General features: G+C 31.1%; 23 protein-coding genes. 14 read left to right on the plus strand and 9 right to left on the minus strand.

The annotated features are described in order from the left end of the window. Positions 1-13: 13 nt before the first annotated feature. The 8 genes from FOC43_RS05540 to FOC43_RS05575 all read left to right on the plus strand — a co-directional run bounded on the left by FOC43_RS05540 (position 14) and on the right by FOC43_RS05575 (position 5,734). Positions 14-946 (plus strand): DMT family transporter, encoded by a 933-nt coding sequence (locus FOC43_RS05540; protein ID WP_002778321.1) that lies wholly within the window; start codon positions 14-16, stop codon positions 944-946. Further along, on the plus strand, positions 943-1,755 hold the full coding sequence (gene kdsA / locus FOC43_RS05545) for a 3-deoxy-8-phosphooctulonate synthase (RefSeq protein ID WP_002778320.1): 813 nt from the start codon (positions 943-945) through the stop codon (positions 1,753-1,755). The genes FOC43_RS05540 and kdsA overlap by 4 nt, the downstream gene beginning before the upstream one ends. 1 nt (position 1,756) lies before the next feature. Continuing rightward, positions 1,757-2,221 carry a 6,7-dimethyl-8-ribityllumazine synthase gene (gene ribH, locus FOC43_RS05550; protein ID WP_002778318.1) on the plus strand — a complete coding sequence of 155 codons (465 nt, stop codon included), beginning with the start codon at positions 1,757-1,759 and terminating at the stop codon, positions 2,219-2,221. Next, the gene (gene nusB / locus FOC43_RS05555; protein WP_002778316.1) at positions 2,221-2,619 is read left to right on the plus strand and encodes a transcription antitermination factor NusB; all 399 of its coding nucleotides are present in this window, start codon (positions 2,221-2,223) and stop codon (positions 2,617-2,619) included. The genes ribH and nusB overlap by 1 nt, the downstream gene beginning before the upstream one ends. Further along, positions 2,616-3,455 (plus strand): orotidine-5'-phosphate decarboxylase, encoded by an 840-nt coding sequence (pyrF, locus tag FOC43_RS05560; protein ID WP_002778314.1) that lies wholly within the window; start codon positions 2,616-2,618, stop codon positions 3,453-3,455. Before nusB ends, pyrF begins: the two co-directional genes overlap by 4 nt. After that, positions 3,452-4,231 (plus strand): hypothetical protein, encoded by a 780-nt coding sequence (locus tag FOC43_RS05565; protein ID WP_002789672.1) that lies wholly within the window; start codon positions 3,452-3,454, stop codon positions 4,229-4,231. Before pyrF ends, FOC43_RS05565 begins: the two co-directional genes overlap by 4 nt. A gap of 61 nt (positions 4,232-4,292) precedes the next feature. Beyond that, positions 4,293-5,186, plus strand: a complete 894-nt coding sequence (msrP, locus tag FOC43_RS05570; protein WP_002778311.1) for a protein-methionine-sulfoxide reductase catalytic subunit MsrP — start codon at positions 4,293-4,295, stop codon at positions 5,184-5,186. Next, positions 5,186-5,734: a ferric reductase-like transmembrane domain-containing protein gene (locus FOC43_RS05575; RefSeq protein WP_002778309.1), complete on the plus strand. Its 549-nt coding sequence runs from the start codon at positions 5,186-5,188 to the stop codon at positions 5,732-5,734. The genes msrP and FOC43_RS05575 overlap by 1 nt, the downstream gene beginning before the upstream one ends. Here FOC43_RS05575 and FOC43_RS05580 read toward each other — a convergent pair. From FOC43_RS05580 to rpsU, 8 genes are all read right to left on the minus strand, one after another. Continuing rightward, positions 5,731-7,443: an ATP-binding protein gene (locus tag FOC43_RS05580; RefSeq protein ID WP_002778307.1), complete on the minus strand. Its 1,713-nt coding sequence runs from the start codon at positions 7,441-7,443 to the stop codon at positions 5,731-5,733. The genes FOC43_RS05575 and FOC43_RS05580 overlap by 4 nt on opposite strands. Position 7,444: 1 nt before the next feature. Next, positions 7,445-8,266: a hypothetical protein gene (locus FOC43_RS05585; protein ID WP_002787529.1), complete on the minus strand. Its 822-nt coding sequence runs from the start codon at positions 8,264-8,266 to the stop codon at positions 7,445-7,447. Next, positions 8,263-8,745, minus strand: coding sequence for a hypothetical protein (locus FOC43_RS05590; protein ID WP_002787526.1), 483 nt, complete (start codon positions 8,743-8,745; stop codon positions 8,263-8,265). The genes FOC43_RS05585 and FOC43_RS05590 overlap by 4 nt, the downstream gene beginning before the upstream one ends. A 10-nt stretch (positions 8,746-8,755) precedes the next feature. Further along, a complete protein-coding gene (locus tag FOC43_RS05595) occupies positions 8,756-9,247 on the minus strand; it encodes a YajQ family cyclic di-GMP-binding protein (protein WP_002778301.1) in 492 nt (163 codons plus the stop codon). Then, the gene (locus FOC43_RS05600; protein ID WP_002785296.1) at positions 9,237-10,172 is read right to left on the minus strand and encodes a D-2-hydroxyacid dehydrogenase; all 936 of its coding nucleotides are present in this window, start codon (positions 10,170-10,172) and stop codon (positions 9,237-9,239) included. The genes FOC43_RS05595 and FOC43_RS05600 overlap by 11 nt, the downstream gene beginning before the upstream one ends. A gap of 2 nt (positions 10,173-10,174) precedes the next feature. Next, entirely contained in the window at positions 10,175-11,344 is a 1,170-nt protein-coding gene (locus FOC43_RS05605; protein ID WP_002797309.1) for a glutathionylspermidine synthase family protein, read from the minus strand. A 9-nt stretch (positions 11,345-11,353) separates the two neighbouring features. After that, on the minus strand, positions 11,354-11,959 hold the full coding sequence (locus tag FOC43_RS05610) for a UPF0323 family lipoprotein (RefSeq protein ID WP_002798677.1): 606 nt from the start codon (positions 11,957-11,959) through the stop codon (positions 11,354-11,356). A 202-nt stretch (positions 11,960-12,161) separates the two neighbouring features. Further along, complete coding sequence (gene rpsU / locus FOC43_RS05615; RefSeq protein ID WP_002780697.1) at positions 12,162-12,374, minus strand: 30S ribosomal protein S21; 213 nt, start codon at positions 12,372-12,374, stop codon at positions 12,162-12,164. A gap of 145 nt (positions 12,375-12,519) precedes the next feature. Between rpsU and ccoG the strand changes: the two genes are divergently transcribed. From ccoG to cmeC, 5 genes are all read left to right on the plus strand, one after another. Further along, positions 12,520-13,896 (plus strand): cytochrome c oxidase accessory protein CcoG, encoded by a 1,377-nt coding sequence (gene ccoG / locus FOC43_RS05620; RefSeq protein ID WP_002778290.1) that lies wholly within the window; start codon positions 12,520-12,522, stop codon positions 13,894-13,896. Continuing rightward, entirely contained in the window at positions 13,883-14,518 is a 636-nt protein-coding gene (gene cmeR, locus FOC43_RS05625) for a multidrug efflux system transcriptional regulator CmeR (RefSeq protein WP_002778289.1), read from the plus strand. The genes ccoG and cmeR overlap by 14 nt, the downstream gene beginning before the upstream one ends. 107 nt (positions 14,519-14,625) lie before the next feature. After that, a complete protein-coding gene (locus FOC43_RS05630) occupies positions 14,626-15,729 on the plus strand; it encodes an efflux RND transporter periplasmic adaptor subunit (RefSeq protein ID WP_002789677.1) in 1,104 nt (367 codons plus the stop codon). Beyond that, entirely contained in the window at positions 15,729-18,851 is a 3,123-nt protein-coding gene (cmeB, locus tag FOC43_RS05635) for a multidrug efflux RND transporter permease subunit CmeB (protein WP_002803216.1), read from the plus strand. Before FOC43_RS05630 ends, cmeB begins: the two co-directional genes overlap by 1 nt. Then, positions 18,844-20,322, plus strand: coding sequence for a multidrug efflux transporter outer membrane subunit CmeC (cmeC, locus tag FOC43_RS05640; RefSeq protein ID WP_002778278.1), 1,479 nt, complete (start codon positions 18,844-18,846; stop codon positions 20,320-20,322). Before cmeB ends, cmeC begins: the two co-directional genes overlap by 8 nt. A gap of 28 nt (positions 20,323-20,350) precedes the next feature. Here the strand turns inward: cmeC and cmeU are convergent, their stop codons facing one another. Beyond that, positions 20,351-20,602, minus strand: a complete 252-nt coding sequence (gene cmeU, locus FOC43_RS05645) for a CmeU family protein (protein ID WP_002778275.1) — start codon at positions 20,600-20,602, stop codon at positions 20,351-20,353. Positions 20,603-20,725: 123 nt separating this feature from the next. On the opposite strand from cmeU, the gene FOC43_RS05650 reads away from it, so the two are divergent. After that, complete coding sequence (locus tag FOC43_RS05650) at positions 20,726-22,036, plus strand: coproporphyrinogen III oxidase family protein (RefSeq protein ID WP_002778274.1); 1,311 nt, start codon at positions 20,726-20,728, stop codon at positions 22,034-22,036. Positions 22,037-22,060: the final 24 nt, after the last annotated feature.

The following is a 22,060-nucleotide window of genomic DNA, read 5'->3' on the forward strand; positions in this document are numbered from 1 at the left end:
TCAAGGAAAAAAGATGCTAAAAGTCATCAAACATAATTTAGGAATTTATTTTATGATTTTAGCGTGCTTAGATTTTGCACTTATGGGAGCTTGTGCGAAAATTCTTAGCAAAGAAATGAGTTCGATTGAAATTATGTTTTTTAGAAATATCATCGGCGTATTGTTTATAGTTTATCTACTAAAACGCTCAAAAGTTCACAAAGAAGGAGGACATTTTTGGCTTTTAGTCTTTCGCGGGGTAACAGGAACACTTTCGCTTTATATGTTTTTTTACAATGTTTCAAATATTACCCTAGGGGGTGCTTTTGCTTTTCAAAAAACTGCTCCAATTTTCATCACTTTAATAGCTTTTATTATTTTTAAAGAAAATATCGGAGCCAAGGGATGGCTGGGGATTTTAATCGCATTTAGCGGGGTGCTTTTAATTGCGCAACCTTGGGCGGATAGTTCAACTCATTCGGGTTTTGATTTAAAAAATTCTATCATAGGTGTTATGAGTGGATTTTTAGCAGCCTTGGCTCTTACAAGTGTAAGAGAGCTTAGAAAATTTTACACTACAGAACAAATTGCATTTTCTTTTATCCTTTTGGGGGCTTTAATGCCTTTAATCTCTATGATAGGTGCTGAATTTTTTGAGCCAAAACATCTTGATTCTTTGCATTTGGATTTTATTTTAGCACCTTTTGTCATGCCTAGCCTTACAGCTTGGCTTATCATTGCTGTCATGGGAGCCTTGGGCACTATTTATCAAATTCATGTAACCAAAGCTTATGGCATAGCGAAACAAGCAGGTGTTGTAGCAGGTGTAAGCTATCTTGATGTAGTCTTTAGTATGGTAGTGGGTATAATTTTGGGTGATGATTTACCAAGTGCTATGGTTTTTTTAGGTATAATAGGCATTATTTTTGGTGGAATAATTTTGGTTAAAAACAAAGGAAAAAAATGAAAAAAATGATACTCATTGCCGGTCCTTGCGTCATTGAAAATAAGGATTTGGTTTTTAAAGTAGCACAGAATTTACAAGAATTTAATGAAAATGAAAATATAGAATTTTATTTTAAATCAAGCTTTGACAAAGCAAATCGTACAAGTATTAATTCTTTTAGAGGCCCTGGTCTTGAAGAAGGATTGAAAGTTTTACAAAGTGTAAAAAATGAATTCGGTATGAAAATCTTAACTGACATACACGAAAGCACGCAAGCAGCACCCGTAAGCGAGGTGGTTGATGTTTTACAAATTCCTGCTTTTTTATGCAGACAAACTGATCTGCTAGTCGCAGCAGCCAAAACAAAGGCGAAAGTAAATATTAAAAAAGGGCAATTTCTTAACCCAAGCGATATTAAATACAGTGTCAAAAAAGTACTTCAAACACGCGGTATAGAAGAAGAAGGCTATGAAGTAGCTGATAAAAATGGTATTTTTGTAGCTGAAAGAGGAGCTAGCTTTGGCTATGGAAATTTAGTCGTGGATATGAGATCTTTGGTTATCATGCGTGAATTTGCTCCTGTTATATTTGACGCTACTCATAGTGTGCAAATGCCAGGAGCTGCAGGGGGAAGTAGTGGAGGAAAAAGCGAATTTGTAGAGCCTTTAGCAAGAGCAGCAGCAGCTGTAGGAGTAGATGGCTTTTTCTTTGAAACACATACTAATCCTTGCGAAGCTTTATGCGATGGGCCTAATATGCTTGATCTTAATCGTCTTAAAGCTTGTGTAAAAACACTTTTAGAAATTCAAAATATCATTGAAGGAAAATAATATGACTATCATTGAAGGAAAATTAAATTTAGACTCAAATACAAAAATTGCTATCATCAATGCAAGATTTAATCACATCATCACCGATCGCCTTGTAGAAGGTGCAAGAGATGCTTTTTTAAGACATGGTGGCAAAGAAGAAAATCTTAGCCTTATACTTGTTCCAGGCGCTTTTGAACTTCCTTTTGCTTTAAAAAAAGCTATAGAAAGTAAAAAATTTGATGCGATTTGTTGTGTGGGTGCGGTCATTCGTGGCTCAACTCCGCATTTTGATTATGTTTCGGCAGAAACCACTAAGGGCATTGCCAATGTAAGTTTAAACCACAATATCCCTGTAAGCTTTGGAGTTTTAACAACTGATACTATAGAACAAGCCATAGAAAGAGCAGGAAGCAAAGCAGGAAATAAAGGCTTTGAAGCAATGACAACTGTTATTGAAATGCTAAATTTAAGCAAGGAATTTTAATGGCAACGCGTCACCAAGTAAGACAAAGTGTGATTTCTTTGCTTTATGCCCTAGAAATGAATGAAAAAAATGAAAATTTTATTGATGAATTTCTCAATGAAAAAAAAATCCGCAACGAGCAAAAAAATTTCACACTGAGTTTATACGAAGGAATTATAAAAAATCTTGATGATATAGATAAGAATTTAAACCCCTACCTTAACGAAAATGAAATTGAAAAATTAGGACATATCGAAAGAGCCATACTGCGACTTGGTGCCTATGAATTGCTTTTTACAGACACGCCTAATGCCATAGTGATTAATGAAGCTATAGAACTTGCTAAAGAACTTGCTAATGATAATTCTCCAAAATTTATCAATGGGGTTTTAGATACTCTTGTTAAGGCAAAACAATGAAACTCTGCGTAGCTCTTGATCTTGCCACCAAAGAAGAGTGCTTAAGGCTTGCTAAAGAATTAAAAGGTTTAGATCTTTGGCTAAAAGTGGGTTTAAGAGCCTATTTAAGAGATGGCTTTAAATTCATAGAAGAACTTAAAAAAATCGATGAATATAAAATTTTTCTCGATCTTAAAATTCATGATATTCCTAATACCATGGCAGATGCTTGCGAGGAAATTTCAAAACTTGGCGTTGATATGATTAATATCCATGCAAGTGCTGGAAAAGTCGCTATGCAAGAAGTGATGTCTAGACTCAATCGCTTCAATAAAAGACCCTTGGTGTTAGCAGTTTCAGCACTTACTAGCTTTGATGAAGAAAATTTTTACAGCATTTATAAGCAAAACATCGATGAAGCTGTGATTCATTTTTCAAAAATGTCTTATCAAAATGGACTTGATGGTATGGTATGTTCGGTTTTTGAAAGTAAAAAAATTAAAGAACATACAAATTCAAATTTCTTAACCCTCACTCCTGGAATTCGTCCTTTTGGGGAAGCAAGTGATGATCAAAAACGCGTTGCTAATCTTACAATGGCTAGAGAAAATTTAAGTGATTATATCGTTGTGGGAAGACCTATATATAAAAATGAAAATCCTAGAGCTGTATGTGAAAAAATTTTAGACAAAATACACAGAAAAAATATAAGCGAAAATGATATAGAGCAAAATTATGAAGCAATGCAGCAAAAAGAATGGGATATGTGCAATCATTTTGAAGAATGGATCAAAACTCAGCCTGATAAAGAACAAGCTTTGAAAGAATTTTATACTAAGTGCGGGATAAAATATTGAATTATCAGCAATTAGAATGTGATTATTTTAATCTTTATAATCAATTTATTAGCGTAGATTTTCAAATTTCATTATTTGAAAAAAATCATAAAAGCTTGATTAAAGATTTTATATTTTTTTATCATCAAATTTTAAAACAAAAAGACTTAAATTTTTTACTCGGAGTGAGAAACAAAATTGCTCTTAAAGTTCATAATTATATGCAAGAATACTCCACTTCTCCAAAAGATTTGAGTCTTATTTGCTTAAGAGAACACAAACATATTGAATTTTTTCAGAGATTTTATAAAGCCTTGGCTTATTTTGTAGCCTTTAGAAAAAAACTTGATGAAGAGCAAAAAATTAAAAATTTGATTTCAAATATCAATGACTGTTTTGGCTGTCATTTTATCAATTCTGACTTTAACAATTTACAAAATTTTCAAAAAAATGATTTCTTTACACTGCCTGAAAAATGTCTTCAATATTTTCATCTTGCTATGATTCATCTTTGTTTTATGGTTTTAAATCCTTTAAATTTTAAGGATTCTAATCGACACCTTGATAAAGCAATTAACTATCTTATCGATGGAGCTTTTGAAATTTATGAGCTCATCTTTAAAGAATATTTTCTATTATTTCCAAAGGATGAAGAGCTTAAAGATGAACTTAAAAAAATAAAAAATTTAGAATTTAAAATTCTAATGCAAGAAGTTTCAAGAGTTAAACTACTCAATCATTATAAAGAATTTTGTGAAGAAATATTTTACAATATAGAGCTTGAAAAAATCATATAAAATTAATCCTATATTAACATTGTTATAGTTTAATAATAAAAATTTTTAATAAGGAAAAATTATGATTGTAACGCCTGAGAAACTTTATAAACAAAGAAGAGATTTTTTTAAACTTGGAGCAGGAGCTTTAATCGGCTCTTCTTTAATTGTTTCCAAACTTTCTGCTTTAAATTTTATAAATGATACAAATGCAAATAAACTTGAAATTAGCAATGAAGAACTTGCAACAAACTATATCAATTTTTATGAATTTTCAACGGATAAAAGAAAGGCAGTATCTTTAGCGCAAAATTTTAATACTCAAAATTGGAAAATCGATATAAGCGGGGAAATAGAAAAGCCTTTCACTCTTAGCATGGAGGATATTTTAAAATTTCCTTTAGAAGAAAGAATTTATCGTTTTCGCTGTGTTGAAACTTGGTCTATGGTAGTGCCTTGGGTAGGTTTTGAACTACGCCGTTTAATCGATATGGCAAAACCAACTAGCGAGGCAAAATTCATTAAATTTACCACTCTTTTGGATAAAAACCAATTCCCCGATCAAGATGCTTTGTTTCCAACTGTTGAGTATCCTTATGTGGAAGGCTTACGTATGGATGAGGCTATGCATCCACTCACTCTACTTGCAGTGGGTATGTATAAAAAGGCTTTAAAACCACAAAATGGAGCACCAATCCGCCTTGTTGTACCTTGGAAATATGGATTTAAAAGTATTAAATCCATAGTTAAAATCGAATTTGTAAAAGAGCAGCCTATTGGCACTTGGGAAAAATATGCTCCAAATGAATATGGCTTTTATGCCAATGTCAACCCTAATGTATCCCATCCTAGATGGTCGCAAGCTAACGAAAGGGCTTTAGGAGACTTTTTTACCAAACCTACTTTAATGTTTAATGGCTATGAAAAAGAAGTAGCAAGTCTTTATGCGGGCATGGATTTAAAGGCAAATTATTAATGCGCACTAAATACTTTAAATTTCTTGCCTATTTTGCTTTTTTAGCAAGCTTGATTTATGGCTTTTATCATATATTAAAAGCCTTTGATTTTGTCAAAGAGGCTTATATTTATACAGGAGTTTTTGCTTTATTTTTTTTAAATTTAAGCCTTTTGTTTTCTTTATGCAAATTTAAAAAAACCAAAAGCTATCCTAAGCTACTAGGAATATTTGCTGCATTTTGGGCATTTTTACATTTTTTAAATTATTTTATCTTTGATAGAAATGCAAATTTTTTAAGACTTTTTGATGATATCTCTCATCGTTTATTGGAAGCGAGTGGTTTTTTTGCTTTTATCATCATCTTTTTTATGTTTTTAAGCTCTTTTAGATTTTTTAAAAGAATTGAAAAGATAAGAAAGTTAGGTTATGTATGCTTGGTTTTAGCAAGTTATCATTATTTTTTAAGCCCTAAAGTTCCTATGTTTTGGGAATGGAGTGCTTTGATGCTTAGCCTTGTTTATTTTATGATACGCTATTTAAAATTTTTCAAATTTAAAAAAGCTTAAAAACCGACAATTTTGCTTTTATCAAAACTAGAATTTAATTCTTTTTGTATACTCTCTATAAAATCTTGCATTTTAAATACTCCATCTTCAGTCACAGCTACCTTCAAAGCAGTATTTTTAACAACCATTAAAATTTGCGCTCCACTTAATTCGTAATTTGCTAAAAGATTAACATCAAATGCTTTTTCAAAGGATGCTTTTCTAGGTAAAAATTTCTCCCACATTTTAAGCCTATCTTTAAAATCAGGCTTTTTAAATTCAATCTTATAATCAAATCTTCTCGAAAAAGCACTGTCTAAACTTTCTAAAAAGTTAGTTGTAGCAATGATAACACCATTAAAACGCTCAATTTGCTCTAAAAAAATATTTTGCATTTGATTATGCATCTTATCACTTCCGCTACTGCTTTCAACCCTTGTGCTTAAAAACTGATCAGCTTCATTTAAAAGCAATATAGGACTTTGTTTGCAAGTTTGAACTATGTTTTTGTAAGTATCAAAAATTTTCCTTACATTTTGTTCGCTCTCACCCACCCATTTACTTAAAATTTTAGAACAATCAAAGCTAAGCACTGTTTTTTTCATCGATTTTGCCATAGCTAGGGCTGACATCGTTTTCCCCGTTCCAGCAGGTCCATAAAAAATAATCTTTGCTTCTATATTTTTATTGCTCTTTATCCCCCAAGAATTTAGCCTTTCAAGTACTTTTTTATCTTGTTGTTTTAAGATATTTTCCAAAAGCTCTTTAGTATTTTGAGGCATGATAATATCATTTATATCTATACTTGGCTCTATAAGCTCAAAAATATCTTGCTCTTTTAAAACATTTTCGATTTTAATTTTTTTATTTTGTTTTGGCTCGAAATTTATAATTCTTTGTAAAATTTCATCTGTAATAAAAAAACTCTTAGAAATATCACCAAAGGCATTTAAGTATTCATCATATTCTATTAAATTAAGAAGAGGAGCATTTTCTTGCAATAAACTTTTATTTTTATGCTTTTCTAAATCATTTTCACTGACTAAAGAAAGTAAAGAATTCATCTCTCTAGATACTGAGTTTTCATTGCTTAGTGTATATTCTTCTTTAAGAAGAGCTAGAAAAATAATCTGCTCTTTATACTCAAGACTATACTCTTTAAAAATATCTGCTAAAATATTATAAAATTTACTTTTCTTAAGTCTTTCTTTAATATGTTTTTCATAAAGCTTGATTTGTGCTTTAAGTTCGTCACTATATGTGCTTGAACGTATAAAACTCAATCTCTCATACAGTTCAACTCGCATAAATTCATCTTTTAAATATTCTAAATACTCTCCATAAGCTTCTTTTTTATCCAAATTTAAACGAGGCTTGGCTTCTAAAAATTCTAAAAAATACTCACTTAAACTCAACTCGCTTTGCAATAAACTAAGAATTAAATTTTGGCTTTTATTGCTTTCTATATTTTTAAAAAAGCCAGAATTTTGATTTACAAAACCTCTTTCAATAAGCCTTTTTAAATCCTCTAAAGTATCTAAATACGAATATTTTTCACTACCAAAAATTCCTGTCAATAAAGTAAAAGCATTGATAGAAGATATGGAAATGACATAATTTTTACAAAGTTCTCTCAAAATCAAAGCTTCATTCTTTGAACACTTTAATTCTTTATAAATTTGACTTTCTTCTATATTTTTAAGACTTAAAAATTCCTTTAGCCTGACCATTTTATTTTCTAAATTCCTTTATCTCATTCTCGTTAAAATCAACACAAATATTTTCATTCAAATAATGATTTTCATAAGGAAGATAGCACAATCTTAAACCCAAATTTGTAATTAAAAAGTTATTATTAAAAAAAACTTGCTCCATATCATCAAAACATTCATCGCAAACAAGATTCAGTTTTTGATGCAAGAGTTCTTTAAATTTCAAATTATCCACATCATAAAGCTCATTTAAACTTAAAAAAACTTTTTTATCCATATCGAAAACAAAATTATTAAGCTCTAAAATTGCGCGATTATCCTCTTCATAAAAATAATACCATTCTTCAAAACTAAGCTTTCCATCTTTTAGTACGATAGGCTTTTGGCGAATTTGTTCAAAACTAACAATGTCGTTATACATAGGACGAAATTGTCTGATCTCATCTTGATGGGCTAAAAAATCAAGACTGCGTTTGATTCTTATATTGTTTTGCTCTTTGATAAGTTCAAGAGTTGTTGTTCCTAGTTTATTTCCTTGAATTTTTTTATTATCAAATACCAGTTCTTTAGAAGAAGAAATTTTATATTTTTTTTCTCCATCCTCCCATGAATTTGCTGTTTGAAACAAAGCTATCTCGATATTTGTATCAAGATCGCTCAGTATTAAAAAACTAGAACTAGTTTGATTAACATCCCTATCAAAAATGGGTACAAAAGGAGCATTATCATAAACTATAGCAAAAACCTGCTTATCTTTTAAGTCATAAAAATAAATTTCACCCTTATAAATTTGCGCACAAACCAAACTCACAAAAAAGCATAACAACAGCCCTATTTTCAAATTTTATCCTTAAAATTCATTAAAACAATTTTTATACGCGAAATTCTATCAACAAAACTGATTTTATTATCACAAATTTCATAGAAAATTTCATAATTTGCGCTGTTTAAATTCTGATTGAATCCGCATTGAGTTTTTTGCATATTCTTACCATTCCACAAAGGCTTTGCTTCCAAAATATCTTTTAATATATCTTCATAATAGGCATTTTTAAAAAATTTTTGATTAAATACCATTTTGCTATAGCACACCGAATTTAAACAAATATCCTCTCTGATTTTAAGTTTAAAAAAAGCTTGTCCAAGTTTATAAACTTCTAAATTTAAAGCCTTATTTTCTTTTTTTAAAAAGCCAAAATCGTTGATTTTAATAGTTGGTGTGCTAAATACAACCTTCATTTTTTGGCTAGAATAATCTTGATTTTTTAAAGCACAAGCACTAAAAAACAAAATTAAAAAAAAGATAAAAATTTTTCTCAACACTCTTAACCTATTTTAAATTTTTAAAACTAAGATTTAATTCTAAATTAAGCTCTTTAACCATTTTCATCACAGCTTGCAAATCATCAATTTGCTTTGCAACTACACGAATTTCATCTCCTCGTATAGAAGAGCTTACTTTTAGCTTACTATCTTTAATAGCCTTATTGATTTTCTTAGCATTTTCACTATCAATGCTATCATTGGCTTTTAAATTTAAACGAAACATCGCTCCACTTTCGCGCGAAAGCTCTTTAATAGCACTTGAATTAATACCTCTTTTGATAAGTTTTGAAATCACAATATCTTTTAGAACATCAAGCTTTGCCTCACTTGAAGAATGAAGTTTAAAAACACCATCTTTCTCGCTAAATTCAATTTCACACTTAATACCTTTTAAATCATAGCGAGAATCAAGCTCTTTTTTTGCTTGCTCAAAAGCATTTTTAAGCTCTTGTTTATCCAAAGCCGCTGAAATATCAAAACTATGTTCACTTGCCATTTTCTATCCATTCTTTTAAATTATCATAAACCATAGACATCAATTTTTCCACCGCTTCTTTGCTTGCCCAAGCCACATGTGGAGTAATGATGAGATTTTCTTTATTTTTGATATTTAAGAGAGGATGATTTTTTATCATAGGTTCACTCTCTAAAACATCAAGTCCTACGCGTATATTTTTTTCATCCATTATTTTTGCCAAATCATTCTCATTAATGATTCCGCCCCTGCCTACATTGACCAAAATCGCATTATCTTTTAAAAGTTTTAACTTCTCATAAGTAAGCAAATTTTTCGTTTTTTCATTTAAAGGAGCGTGAATGCTAACAATATCGCAAGTTCTTAAAAGCTCTTCCAAATTTAAGCATTCAAATTCGGCATTTTGATTGAGTCCGCTTGTTGAATAATAACAAATTTTAGCCCCAAAAGCACTAGAAATTTTAGCCACTTCTTTACCTATACTGCCCAGTCCTATAATACCGTGCTTTTTTCCTTCCATTGAATTTAAAATTCTACCAAAATCTGTAAAGATAGGGCTATCGCACCATTTGCCCTCTTTGCTCCATTTATCATAGTAAGGAATATGATTTAAAAAAGCAAAAATAAATGCAAAAGTATGCTGAACTACGCTCATAGTAGAATATCCAGCAGCATTTTTAACGATAATGCCCTTTTCTTTAGCATATTCAACATCGATATTATTTACACCCGTAGCTGTTTCTAAAATAAGCTTTAAATTAGGGCAAGCATCCATAACTTCTTTATCAATAACAACTTTATTTGTCATAACCACATCCGTATCTTTTAAACGCTCTATGGTTTCTTTTCTATCTGTTAAAGCATAACTTTGAAATTCTCCAAAATTCTTAAAAATACTTAAATCATAATCCCCTAAAGTTGCCGCATCTAAACAAACAATTTTCATTTCTAATCCTTTATAATATGTCCTACAAATTTAGAATAATTATCAAGCACAAGTCCTCCTTTTCTAAATCCTAAGCCACACCCTTCATAAGCAAAGAAAACACCTGCTTGATAGTATTCGTTTTCACATGAATTAAACTCTACATATTCTTGATAAATAGCCTTATTATTCCCATAAGGACCTACATTCTCATGTAAAATTTTACCTTCTTTGATTATACTAATATTTGCCCCTTCTCTACCAAAAACAGGTTTTTTCACATAATCTTTTCCCTCTAAAGGAACATCTCGTGTTTCTAAAAGTAATGGATGATTTGGGAAAAGTTCCCATAAAATTTTTAAAATTCCCTTAGATTGAAATAAAAGCGTATAAGCAGGATTTAAAATAATAGCTTTTTGATTTCTCATGATTTGCGTTAAAAGCATGGCTAGTTCGCCCTCTTCTATGGCTATATCTTCCCAAGGAACGAGCTTAAACCAATATTCATAATTTACACCCTCTTTAAAAATTCCCTCTTCGCTAAATTCTACCTCATCTACAAAAGAAAAATCTGTTTCAAATCCTGCTTCATTTGCAATATGAGCAAGTAATTTTGTAGTGATTTCTTCCTCTTTACTTCCTGCCACACTTGAAAAAAGAATTTTCCATCCTTGATAATACTCTTCAAAGCCTTGAGTATCCTCTTCAAGGGTAATCAATCTTTTAAAATTATCCATCAAGCTTTCATACATGCTATTAAATTGCTTACTTTCATCCATGCCATTTTGCTTTAAAATCGCCCATTGTAAAATCGCACTTTCAAAAAGAGCAGTGGGGGTATCTGCATTAAATTCTATAAGCTTTATAGGCTTGCCATCAAGTCCACCCGCTAAATCAAAACGGCCATATAAATGCCAATGAACCTCATTTTCCCAACTCATTTTAATAGCATCAACAAGATTAAAAGGGATTCCAAGCTCATCAAAACGATTATTATCTATAACATTTTGTGCTGCAGCTACAAACATATCATAAAGCTCATTGACTGCCTCATAATAAGCATTGGCTTCATTTTCACTTACACATACTAATTTATCACTTATATAATCACTTCCATCTTCATCTGTATGCCAAGAAAAACCTATATTTTCTAAATAATCTTTTTGAAGTTTGTCTACTTGTAGTAATTGCATTATTTATCCTTAAGAGCCAAAAGAAGAACTAGAACTTGTGGCTTTAGAGCCTCCACCAAAAAAACCTGATTTTGAAGCACTTGAGGCAGAGCCTGCTGTGCCTGCCTTGTTAAAACTATTAACACTTCTTTGATAAGCACTTTGATTTGAAAAAGCGCCTCGTTGTTGATTGGCAAAATTTTGATTATTAAAGAGCTTAGAGCCTATCCAGCTACCCAAAATTGCACCCGCAGCACTTGCAAGCAAGGTCTCTCCTAAGCTTAATCCTCCACTGCTGATTTGACCGCCCTCTTTAGTCAAATTTGAAGTTCCATTATCAATCTTAGCTGCTTCTTCTTTGATGAGCGCATCCATTTCCTCTTTGCTTAGCACTCTTTCCGTGCCATTGATATCTTTTAAAACAACTCTAGTTTCATCACTTGGAAATTGATCTTTGATTTTATATTGACCTGGGGCGATTTCTTCAATGATAACAAAGGCTCCTTGAGTGTTTGCTACTTGATTTAAAGTATCACTATTATCATTGCTACTTCCACATCCTACCAAAGCTCCACCTGCAACAGCTGCAAGGCCGCTTATCATACCGATTTGAATAATTTTTTTAATTTTTTTCATAGTCTTGATCCTCAAATGAGATTTAGAATTTATTTTTTGATAAAATTCTAACAAAAAATAATCAATTAAATCTTACAAAAATGAAAATATTTTAAAGAAATAAAATGCAATCTTAATATATATAAAATAAAACTAGGATTTTAAAAAAGGTAATTTTGCAAAGAAATCTTAAATTAAGAAAAAAGCCCTTTCGGGCTTTGGGTTAAAGTCTTGACTCGTAGCGTCTAAGCATATAAAGTCTTTTAAGCATTTTTTTGCGAGCTGAAATTTTTTGTTTTTTACGAATTTCAGTCATAGGCTCAAAAAATCTTCTCGCTCTTACTTCAGTAACAACTAGATTTCTATCTACTTGTTTTTTGAACTTACGATACGCTTCGTCAAAAGACTCGTTAGGATGTACCTTAATTCCTGGCACTATCCTCACCACCTTTCTGTGTAAATTTTTGTTGTGAATTATGATTATAGAATATTTCTTATTAATCCAAACTTAGAAAGCATTTAAAAATTGTTTTAGTTTTTTGGGCTATAATCGTAATTACTAATTTTTTACGAGGTTTTTCATGGAAAATCACATCACCAACTATACTAAAAAGCGTTATTTTGTATATCTAATTGCAACAATTGTAATATTTTGTTTACCTTTTATTACAATTAATGGCAACCATTTCTTTTTATTGAGCTTTGATCATTCTAAGTTGAATCTATTTTTTATTTCATTTTCAACTCAAGAATTATATCTTATGCCTTTTTTGCTTATTTTTCTTTTTTTATTTATATTTTTTATAACCACTTTAGGAGGAAGAGTTTGGTGTGCTTGGAGCTGTCCTCAAACTATTTTTAGAGTGATTTATAGAGATATTATCCAGACTAAACTTTTAAAAATTCGTAAAAATATTAACAATAAACAAAAAGAATATGAAGGATATTATTTTAAAAAAATCATAGGGGTGATTTTATTTTATTTCATATCTTTAGTCGCTGTAAGTAATTTGCTTTGGTATTTTGTTCCGCCTGAAGATTTTTTTGCTTATATACAAAATCCAGGAGAACACTTACTTTTATTGGGTGTTTTATTTTGCGCAAGTTTGTTTTTAACTTTAGATATTACCTATTTAGCAGAAAAATTTTGTATTTATGTATGTCCTTACGCAAGAGTTCAATCTGTAATGTTTGACCGCGATACCATGCAAGTTATTTATGATGAAAAACGCGGGGGAGTGATTTATGATGGACATACCAAACTTTACAAAAAACCGCCTGAGGGTGAATGTATAGGTTGTGAAGCCTGTGTAAGCATTTGTCCTACTCATATAGATATACGCAAGGGTATGCAACTTGAATGTATCAATTGTTTAGAATGTGCTGATGCCTGTTCTAAAGTGCAAAGCAAATTTAATAGACCAAGTTTGATTAATTGGACCAGTGTAAAGGCCATAGAAACACGTAAAAAAGTAAATTATCTCCGCTTTAGAACCATTGCTTATTTTATTGTTCTTGTGATTGCTTTAATTGCTTTAATGATTATGGGTAGTAAAAAAGAAGATATGCTTTTAAATATCAATCGTAGCAGTGAACTTTATCAAATTTCGCATACTAATAATGGTTTAGAAATTTCAAATGCTTATACTTTTTTGTTTCAAAATACTGATTCTAAAGCTCATGAATATTATTTTGAAGCTAGCCTAGAAGGCATTGATAATGGCATAGAAATCATTCGTCCAAGTAAAGCTTTTACATTAAAAGCAGGAGAGCAAGCTAAGAAAATTGTTGTAATAAAAGCTACTAAAAAGCTAGCAGATAATGATCAAAAAGATGTGATTTTTCCACTTCACATCAAGGCCTATGCCAAAGATAATGATGAGATTGTCATTTTTAGAGAAAGTATTTTTGTTTATCCTAAAAGCACAATTTTAAAGGGGTATAATGAATCCAAATAAAACACCTTCTAAAAAAGTTTTAGCAAGAAGAGAAAAGATTAAAAATGTTGCTTTTGATCTATTTTTAACCAAGGGCTTTCAAGAAACCAGTTTAAGCGATATTATCAAACTATCGGGCGGTTCGTATTCTAATATTTATGATAGTTTTAATAGTAAAGAAGGTTTATTTTTTGAAATTTTAGATGATGTTTGCAAAAAACATTTTGACCTAATAGCCTCTCAAACTCAAACTATTAAAGATAAAAATTTAAAAGAATTTTTAACCTCTTTTGGACTTACTTTTGTTGATATTTTCAATCAAGTCCAAACCGTCGCCTTTGGCAAAATTATTTTCTCTCAAGTTTATGATAAACATAAGCATGTTGAAAATTGGATTGAAAACAATCAGAAAATTTTCTCCTATAACATACTTATAGAACTTTTTAAAAAGCAAGATAGTAGCTATATTTCAAATAATGCCCAAAAACTTGCCATGCTTTTTTGCGCCATGTTAAGAGAACCTTATCATAGTTTAAATGTTTTAGCCGATACTCCTTTAATGAACAAACAAGAACAAAAAGAACATGTGGAATTTATTGTCAATATATTTTTAAAAGGAATTGAAAATAAAACCTCAATTTAATTAAGTAAATATAAAAATTATTAACCAAATTTGAGCTATAATATGTCTTAAAAATTGTGTAATAAATATTACAATATATTTAAATTAAAAATTTTAAGGCAAAAATCATGAATTTGTTTCAAAAAAATACCCTTTTACTCTTAAGTGCTTTATTTTTATTTTCTGCTTGTAGCAAAGAAGAAGCACCTCAAAAACAAACACCCCCTCAATCCGTTAGTACAATGAACGCTAAAGCCGAAAATTTACCGCTTAACTTTACTTATCCTGCAAAACTTGTTAGTGATTATGATGTTATCATCAAACCTCAAGTAAGCGGTGTTATCGTGGAGAAACTTTTCAAAGCGGGCGATTTAATTAAAAAAGGACAAACACTTTTCATTATCGAACAAGATAAATTTAAAGCAAGTGTAAATTCAGCTTATGGAAAAGCTTTAATGGCTAGAGCAAATTTTGACAATGCCAGCAAAGATTATAACCGTTCAAAAACTCTTTATAATAAAGGAGCAATCTCTCAAAAAGAATATGATAGCGCCTTAGCAAATTTTAACAACACAAAAGCAAATCTCACCAGTGCTAGAGCAGACTTAGAAAATGCACGCATTGATTTAGCTTATACTGAAATTAAAGCTCCTTTTGATGGTATTGTAGGAGATGCTTTGATTAATATAGGAGATTATGTTAGCTCCTCTTCAACTGAACTCGTAAGAATTACAAACCTCAATCCAATCTATGCTGATTTTTACATTTCAGATACGGATAAACTCAATATCGTTCGCAATACTCAAGATGGAAAATGGGATTTAAGCAATATCTATGCAGATTTAAATCTTAATGGAGAAGTAGTTAAAGGCAAGCTTTATTTTATAGATTCAGTCATTGATGCAAATAGCGGGACAGTAAAAGCTAAAGCAATTTTTGACAATAATGACTCTACTCTTTTACCAGGTGCTTTTGCAACGATTACTTCAAATGGTTTTATTCAAAAGAATGGATTTAAAATTCCTCAAATTGCAATCAAGCAAGACCAAAATGAGGTTTATGTTTTTCTCTTAAAAGAAGGCAAGGTTGCTAAAGCTCCTGTGCATATAAGCTATCAAGATAATGAATATGCTATTATTGATAAAGGACTACAAAATGGAGATAAAATCATTTTGGATAACTTTAAAAAAATTAGACTAGGTAGCGAAGTTAAAGAAGTTGGAGCACAATAATGTTTTCTAAATTTTTTATCGAAAGACCTGTTTTTGCTTCCGTTGTAGCCATTATCATCTCTTTGGCTGGAGCTATCGGACTTGTAAATTTACCTATAGAGCAGTATCCATCTTTAACCCCTCCTACGGTTAAAGTAAGTGCAACCTACACGGGTGCAGATGCTCAAACCATTGCCACAACAGTTGCAAACCCTATTGAAGATGCCATCAATGGTGCTGATAATATGATATATATGGATTCAACCTCAAGTTCCTCAGGAACCATGAATTTAACCGTGTATTTTAATATCGGCACAGATCCTGATCAAGCAACTATAGATGTTAATAATAGAATTTCAGCCGCAACCGCAAAAATGCCTGATGAAGTAAAAAAACTAGGAGTTACAGTTAGAAAAACTTCTTCTACAACACTTGCTGCTATTTCTATGTATTCAAGCAATGGTTCAATGAGTGCAGTAGATGTATATAATTATATCACCTTAAATATTTTAGATGAATTAAAAAGAGTTCCAGGTGTTGGAGACGCTAATGCTATAGGAAATCGTAATTATTCTTTAAGAATTTGGCTAAAACCTGACTTATTAAACAAATTTGGTGCAACAGCTACCGATGTTATCGCAGCCGTCAATGATCAAAATGCTCAATACGCCACAGGTAAAATCGGTGAAGAACCTGTAACTCAAAAATCACCCTATGTTTATTCTATCACCATGCAAGGAAGATTGCAAAGCCCGAGTGAATTTGAAAATATTATCTTAAGAACCAATGAAGACGGTTCTTTTTTAAGATTAAAAGATGTAGCAGATGTTGAGATAGGCTCTCAACAATATAAATCTCAAGGGCGATTAAATGGAAATGATGCAGTTCCAATTATGATCAATCTTCAATCAGGAGCAAATGCACTCAATACAGCAAAACTTGTAGAAGCTAAAATGCAAGAACTATCAAAGAGCTTTCCTGAGGGTTTAGAATATAAGATTCCTTATGATACGACTAAATTTGTTATCGAGTCTATTAAAGAAGTTATAAAAACCTTTGTTGAAGCGTTGATTTTGGTTATTATTGTTATGTATATGTTCTTAAAGAACTTCCGCTCGACACTCATACCTATGATCGCTGTTCCTGTTTCATTGCTAGGAACTTTTGCAGGACTTTATTTGTTAGGATTTAGTATAAATCTTTTGACATTATTTGCCCTAATACTAGCCATAGGTATAGTCGTAGATGATGCTATTATTGTGGTTGAAAATATAGATAGGATTTTACACGAAGATGAAAAGATCAGCGTTAAAGATGCTGCCATCCAAGCAATGCAAGAAGTAAGTTCACCTGTAATTTCAATTGTTCTTGTGCTTTGTGCTGTTTTTATACCTGTGTCTTTTATTTCAGGCTTTGTGGGAGAAATTCAAAAACAATTTGCGCTCACTTTGGCTATATCTGTAACCATATCAGGTTTTGTAGCTCTTACTTTAACACCTTCTTTATGTGCACTCTTTTTAAGACGCAATGAAAGCAAGCCTTTTTATATCGTTCAAAAATTTAATGATTTCTTTGACTGGAGCACTTCTATATTTAGTGCAGGCGTTGCTTATATGCTTAAAAGAACCATTCGTTTTGTTTTGATTTTCTGTATCATGCTCGGAGCAATTTTTTATCTTTATAAACAAGTTCCTGGCTCTTTGGTTCCTGAAGAAGATCAAGGTTTAATGATAGGTATTGTAAACCTTCCTTCGGCTTCAGCTCTACATAGAACGATCTCGGAAGTTGACTCTATGAGTCAAGAAATTCTAAAAACCAATGGCGTAAAAGATGCTATGGCTATGATAGGTTTTGATTTATTTACAAGCTCACTTAAAGAAAATGCCGCTGCAATGTTTATAGGGCTTGAAGATTGGAAAGATAGAAATGTAAGCGCTGATGAAATCATCATGGAGCTTAATAAAAAATTTGCCCCTGATCGCAATGCTGCAAGTGTATTTAGAGGATTGCCTCCTATACCTGGGCTAAGTATCACGGGTGGTTTTGAAATGTATGTGCAAAATAAAAGCGGAAAAAGCTACGATCAAATTCAAGAAGATGTAAATAAACTTGTAGCAGCAGCCAATCAAAGAGAGGAATTATATGGGGTTCGAACTACTCTTGATACGAGCTTTCCTCAATATAAACTCATCATTGATAGAGATAAACTAAAGCATTTTAATTTAAATATGCAAGATGTTTTCAGTACAATGAATGCAACCATTGGAACATATTATGTTAATGATTTTACTATGCTTGGTAAAAATTTTCAAGTCAATATTCGCGCAAAAGGAGATTTTATAAATACCCAAAATGCATTGAAAAATATTTTTGTGCGCTCAAATGATGGAAAAATGATACCACTTGACTCTTTCTTAACTCTACAAAGAAGTTCAGGGCCAGATGATGTAAAACGTTTTAATATTTTCCCAGCAGCACAAATACAAGGACAACCTGCTCCAGGATACACTTCAGGACAAGCCATAGAAGCGATTTCCCAAGTAGCACAAGAAACTTTAAGTGATGATTACTCTATAGCTTGGAGTGGTTCAGCCTATCAAGAAGTTTCAAGCAAGGGAACAGGGAGCTATGCCTTTGCTTTGGGTATGGTGTTTGTATTCTTAATCCTAGCAGCACAATATGAAAGATGGCTTATACCTTTAGCTGTTGTTACAGCTGTACCTTTTGCCGTTTTTGGTTCGTTTTTACTTGTATACTTAAGAGGATTTACTAATGATATATATTTTCAAACCGGACTCTTACTTTTAATTGGACTTTCAGCTAAGAATGCTATTTTGATCGTTGAATTTGCTATGGAAGAACGCTTTAAGAAAGGTAAGAAAATATTTGATGCAGCTATCGAAGCTGCAAAACTTCGCTTTAGGCCGATAGTTATGACTTCTTTAGCTTTTACTTTTGGGGTTTTACCAATGATTTTTGCAACTGGAGCAGGAAGTGCTTCAAGACATTCTTTAGGGACAGGGCTTATTGGTGGAATGATAGCTGCTTCTACTTTAGCTATATTCTTTGTACCTTTATTTTTCTATCTTTTAGAAAATTTCAACGAATGGCTAGATAAGAAAAGGGGTAAAGTTCATGAATAAAATAATTTCAATAAGTGTTATAGCAAGCTTAAGCCTTTTTATTTCAGCTTGTTCTTTAAGTCCAAATTTAAATATCCCAGAAGCAAATTATAGTCTTGATAATAAACTGGGCGCCCTATCTTGGGAAAAAGAAAACAATCATACTCTTTCTAAAGAATGGTGGAAAGAATTTGATGATGAGAAATTAAATCACGTAGTTGATTTAGCTCTTCAGAACAATAATGATTTAAAACTTGCTTTTATTCATATGGAACAAGCTGCTGCCCAATTAGGCATAGATTTTAGTGATTTATTACCAAAATTAGATGGTAGCGCTAGTGCAAATCGTGCAAAAACACCTACAAATGCTCCAAACAACCGCACTGGGGGAGTAAGCTATGGCAATGATTTTAAAATGGGACTGGATTTAAGCTATGAAATTGATCTTTGGGGAAGATACCGCGATACTTATCGCGCTTCAAGATCAGGCTTTAAAGCCAGTCAGTATGATTATGAAGCTGCGAGACTTTCTATAGTTTCAAGCGTGGTTCAGACTTATTTTAATTTTGTAAATGCAAATGAAAATGAAAAAGCTTTAAAAGATGCTTATGAATCTGCACAAGAAATTTATCAAATTAATTATGAAAAATTTCAAGTAGGAGCAGTAGGAGAATACGAAATCGCGCAATCAAGAGCAAATTTAGAAAGTACTGCTTTACAATACAATGAAGCAAAATTAAATAAAGAAAACTATCTTAAAGCTTTAAAAATTCTAACTTCAAATGATTTAAACGATATTCTTTATCAAGATCAAGCTTATCAGGTTTTTAAACTCAAAGATTTTGATATACCGAGCGGAATTTCAAGCACTATACTCTTGCAGCGTCCTGATATTGGATCTTCTTTAGAAAAACTTACTCAACAAAATTATCTAGTAGGAGTAGCTCGCACAGCTTTCTTGCCTAATCTTTCTTTAACAGGCTTATTAGGATTTGAAAGCGGGGATTTAAATACACTTGTGGAAGCGGGCTCTAGGACTTGGAGTATAGGTGGGAATTTCGTAATGCCAATTTTCCACTGGGGAGAAATTTATCAAAATGTGAATTTAGCAAAACTCAACAAAGATGAAGCTTTTGTAAATTATCAAAATACCTTAGTTGCAGCTTTTGGAGAAATTCGCTATGCTTTAATTGCAAGAAAGACTATTCGCTTGCAATACAATAACGCACAAGCAAGCGAATTATCCTACAAAAGAATTTATGAAATAAGCAAAGAGCGTTATGATGTGGGCGAAATGTCTTTGCAAGACTATCTACAAGCGCGTCAAGACTGGTTAAATGCTACAGTTGCTTTTAATAATACCAAATATTCTTATGCTAATTCTATAGTCAATGTTATCAAAGCTTTTGGTGGCGGATTTGAACAAGGTGAAAATATCAGCAAAAATATAGAAGAAGAATCAAAAACTTTAGATATGTCCTTTAGAGAGTAAAACTTACTCTCTAAATTAGAGCTTATTTTTAAAAATCTCTATTTAAATCAGAATCACTAACCTCATATGCTTTATAAATAGCTGGTAATAATTTTCTCATCGCATAATCTAAATGATAAAATTGCTTATAAACTTCCTCTGCATTTAAGTCCTTAGCATTGCTAAAGTCAAATACTTCAGTATTGCCAACTTTTGAAATATTCTTATCAAAATAAGAATAAAATTCCGCCCTTTGTTTAAACAATGCGTTTAAATTTTCTACTACTTTTGTTTTATCCATAAGTCATCCTTTCTAATTATTTTGAAAGTTATAGCATTTTTTTGCTAAAAATAAAAAAATTTACACTTGATTTAATAAAAAATTGATAAAGTTATATTATATTTTCTACTTTAAGGTGGGTTAATGAATTTATTTCAAAATTTGGCTTTAAAATATTCTCATGCTATGATGGAAAAATCTCTACATAAAAGTTTCAATGTCGAACTTTTGAAAAATCCTCAAGAAAAACAAGCCAAAAAAGATAAAACTTATATGCTTTATGCTCACATACCCTTTTGTCATACCTTTTGTCCTTATTGTAGTTTTCATAAATACTATTATGATGAGGAATTGGCTAAAATTTATTTTGAAAATTTAAGAAAAGAGCTTATGCTTATAAAAGATAAAGGTTTTGATTTTAGCTCAATGTATGTAGGGGGCGGAACAACATTGATTAATGAAAATGAATTACTAAAAACTCTAGAACTTTGTAAAAAACTTTTCAATATCAAAGAAATTTCTTGCGAAAGCGATCCTAATCATATAATTCCTGAAAAACTCTCTATGTTTAAAGGTATAATCGATCGTTTAAGCTGTGGAATTCAAAGTTTTGATGATGAAATTTTAAAAAAAATAGCAAGATATAATAAATTTGGTTCTTCTAAACAATTACAAGAAAAAATTTCAAAAGCTTTGGGAATTTTGCCAATTTTTAGCCTTGATTTAATTTTTAATTTCCCCTCACAAACAGAAGAACAGCTTTTAAATGATTTAAAAATCGCTAAAAATTTAGCTCCTCAACAAATCACAACCTATCCTTTAATGAAATCCAATCTAACCAAAGACAATATAGCCAAAAGTCTTGGTGTTGAAACTAAAGATAATGAATTTAAATACTATCAAATGATACGAAATTTTTTCAAGGATTATCAGCAAAATAATGGCTGGAGTTTTTCTTTAGAAAAAAATCAACTCAATGATGAATATGTAAGCTCTCACCATGAATATTTAGGCGTTGGAAGTGGAGCTTTTAGCTTTTTAGATGGGGAGTTGCTTATCAATGCTTTTGATTTAAATGATTATGCAAAGATGATACAAGAAAAACAAAATGCCAATATAGCAAAAGCGAGTTTTACACGAAAAGAGATTATCAAATACATATTTTTAACTGAAATGTTTGCAGGGAAAATACAAATTGATAAATTCAATCAAACCCTTAATTGTGATCTTGAAAAAGAACTCTTCAAAGAACTTTTAGGACTTAAAATAAGCAATGCTATCAAAAAAGAAAATGGCGCCTTAATCACAAGTGAATTTGGACAGTATCTCTTTGTGGTCTTAATGAAGGATTTTTACACAGGAATGGATCTTGTGCGCGCGGTATTTAGAGATAGTAAGCGCTTAAAAAATAAAGATTTTATCAATATAATGAAAGAAAATATAAGTTCTATTTAATTTCTTTTTTTTGAAATTAAATAG

This window comes from Campylobacter coli (genome assembly GCF_009730395.1).
GTDB lineage: Bacteria > Campylobacterota > Campylobacteria > Campylobacterales > Campylobacteraceae > Campylobacter_D > Campylobacter_D coli.

Excerpts from the sequence above, each read along its gene's own strand:
- FOC43_RS05540 (WP_002778321.1), top strand. The coding sequence starts at position 14 with ATGCTAAAAGTCATCAAACATAATTTAGGAATTTATTTTATGATTTTA.
- kdsA (WP_002778320.1), top strand. The coding sequence starts at position 943 with ATGAAAAAAATGATACTCATTGCCGGTCCTTGCGTCATTGAAAATAAG.
- ribH (WP_002778318.1), top strand. The coding sequence starts at position 1,757 with ATGACTATCATTGAAGGAAAATTAAATTTAGACTCAAATACAAAAATT.
- nusB (WP_002778316.1), top strand. The coding sequence starts at position 2,221 with ATGGCAACGCGTCACCAAGTAAGACAAAGTGTGATTTCTTTGCTTTAT.
- pyrF (WP_002778314.1), top strand. The coding sequence starts at position 2,616 with ATGAAACTCTGCGTAGCTCTTGATCTTGCCACCAAAGAAGAGTGCTTA.
- msrP (WP_002778311.1), top strand. The coding sequence starts at position 4,293 with ATGATTGTAACGCCTGAGAAACTTTATAAACAAAGAAGAGATTTTTTT.
- FOC43_RS05575 (WP_002778309.1), top strand. The coding sequence starts at position 5,186 with ATGCGCACTAAATACTTTAAATTTCTTGCCTATTTTGCTTTTTTAGCA.
- FOC43_RS05580 (WP_002778307.1), bottom strand. The coding sequence starts at position 7,443 with ATGGTCAGGCTAAAGGAATTTTTAAGTCTTAAAAATATAGAAGAAAGT.
- FOC43_RS05595 (WP_002778301.1), bottom strand. The coding sequence starts at position 9,247 with ATGGCAAGTGAACATAGTTTTGATATTTCAGCGGCTTTGGATAAACAA.
- FOC43_RS05600 (WP_002785296.1), bottom strand. The coding sequence starts at position 10,172 with ATGAAAATTGTTTGTTTAGATGCGGCAACTTTAGGGGATTATGATTTA.
- FOC43_RS05605 (WP_002797309.1), bottom strand. The coding sequence starts at position 11,344 with ATGCAATTACTACAAGTAGACAAACTTCAAAAAGATTATTTAGAAAAT.
- FOC43_RS05610 (WP_002798677.1), bottom strand. The coding sequence starts at position 11,959 with ATGAAAAAAATTAAAAAAATTATTCAAATCGGTATGATAAGCGGCCTT.
- ccoG (WP_002778290.1), top strand. The coding sequence starts at position 12,520 with ATGGAAAATCACATCACCAACTATACTAAAAAGCGTTATTTTGTATAT.
- cmeR (WP_002778289.1), top strand. The coding sequence starts at position 13,883 with ATGAATCCAAATAAAACACCTTCTAAAAAAGTTTTAGCAAGAAGAGAA.
- FOC43_RS05630 (WP_002789677.1), top strand. The coding sequence starts at position 14,626 with ATGAATTTGTTTCAAAAAAATACCCTTTTACTCTTAAGTGCTTTATTT.
- cmeB (WP_002803216.1), top strand. The coding sequence starts at position 15,729 with ATGTTTTCTAAATTTTTTATCGAAAGACCTGTTTTTGCTTCCGTTGTA.
- cmeC (WP_002778278.1), top strand. The coding sequence starts at position 18,844 with ATGAATAAAATAATTTCAATAAGTGTTATAGCAAGCTTAAGCCTTTTT.
- cmeU (WP_002778275.1), bottom strand. The coding sequence starts at position 20,602 with ATGGATAAAACAAAAGTAGTAGAAAATTTAAACGCATTGTTTAAACAA.
- FOC43_RS05650 (WP_002778274.1), top strand. The coding sequence starts at position 20,726 with ATGAATTTATTTCAAAATTTGGCTTTAAAATATTCTCATGCTATGATG.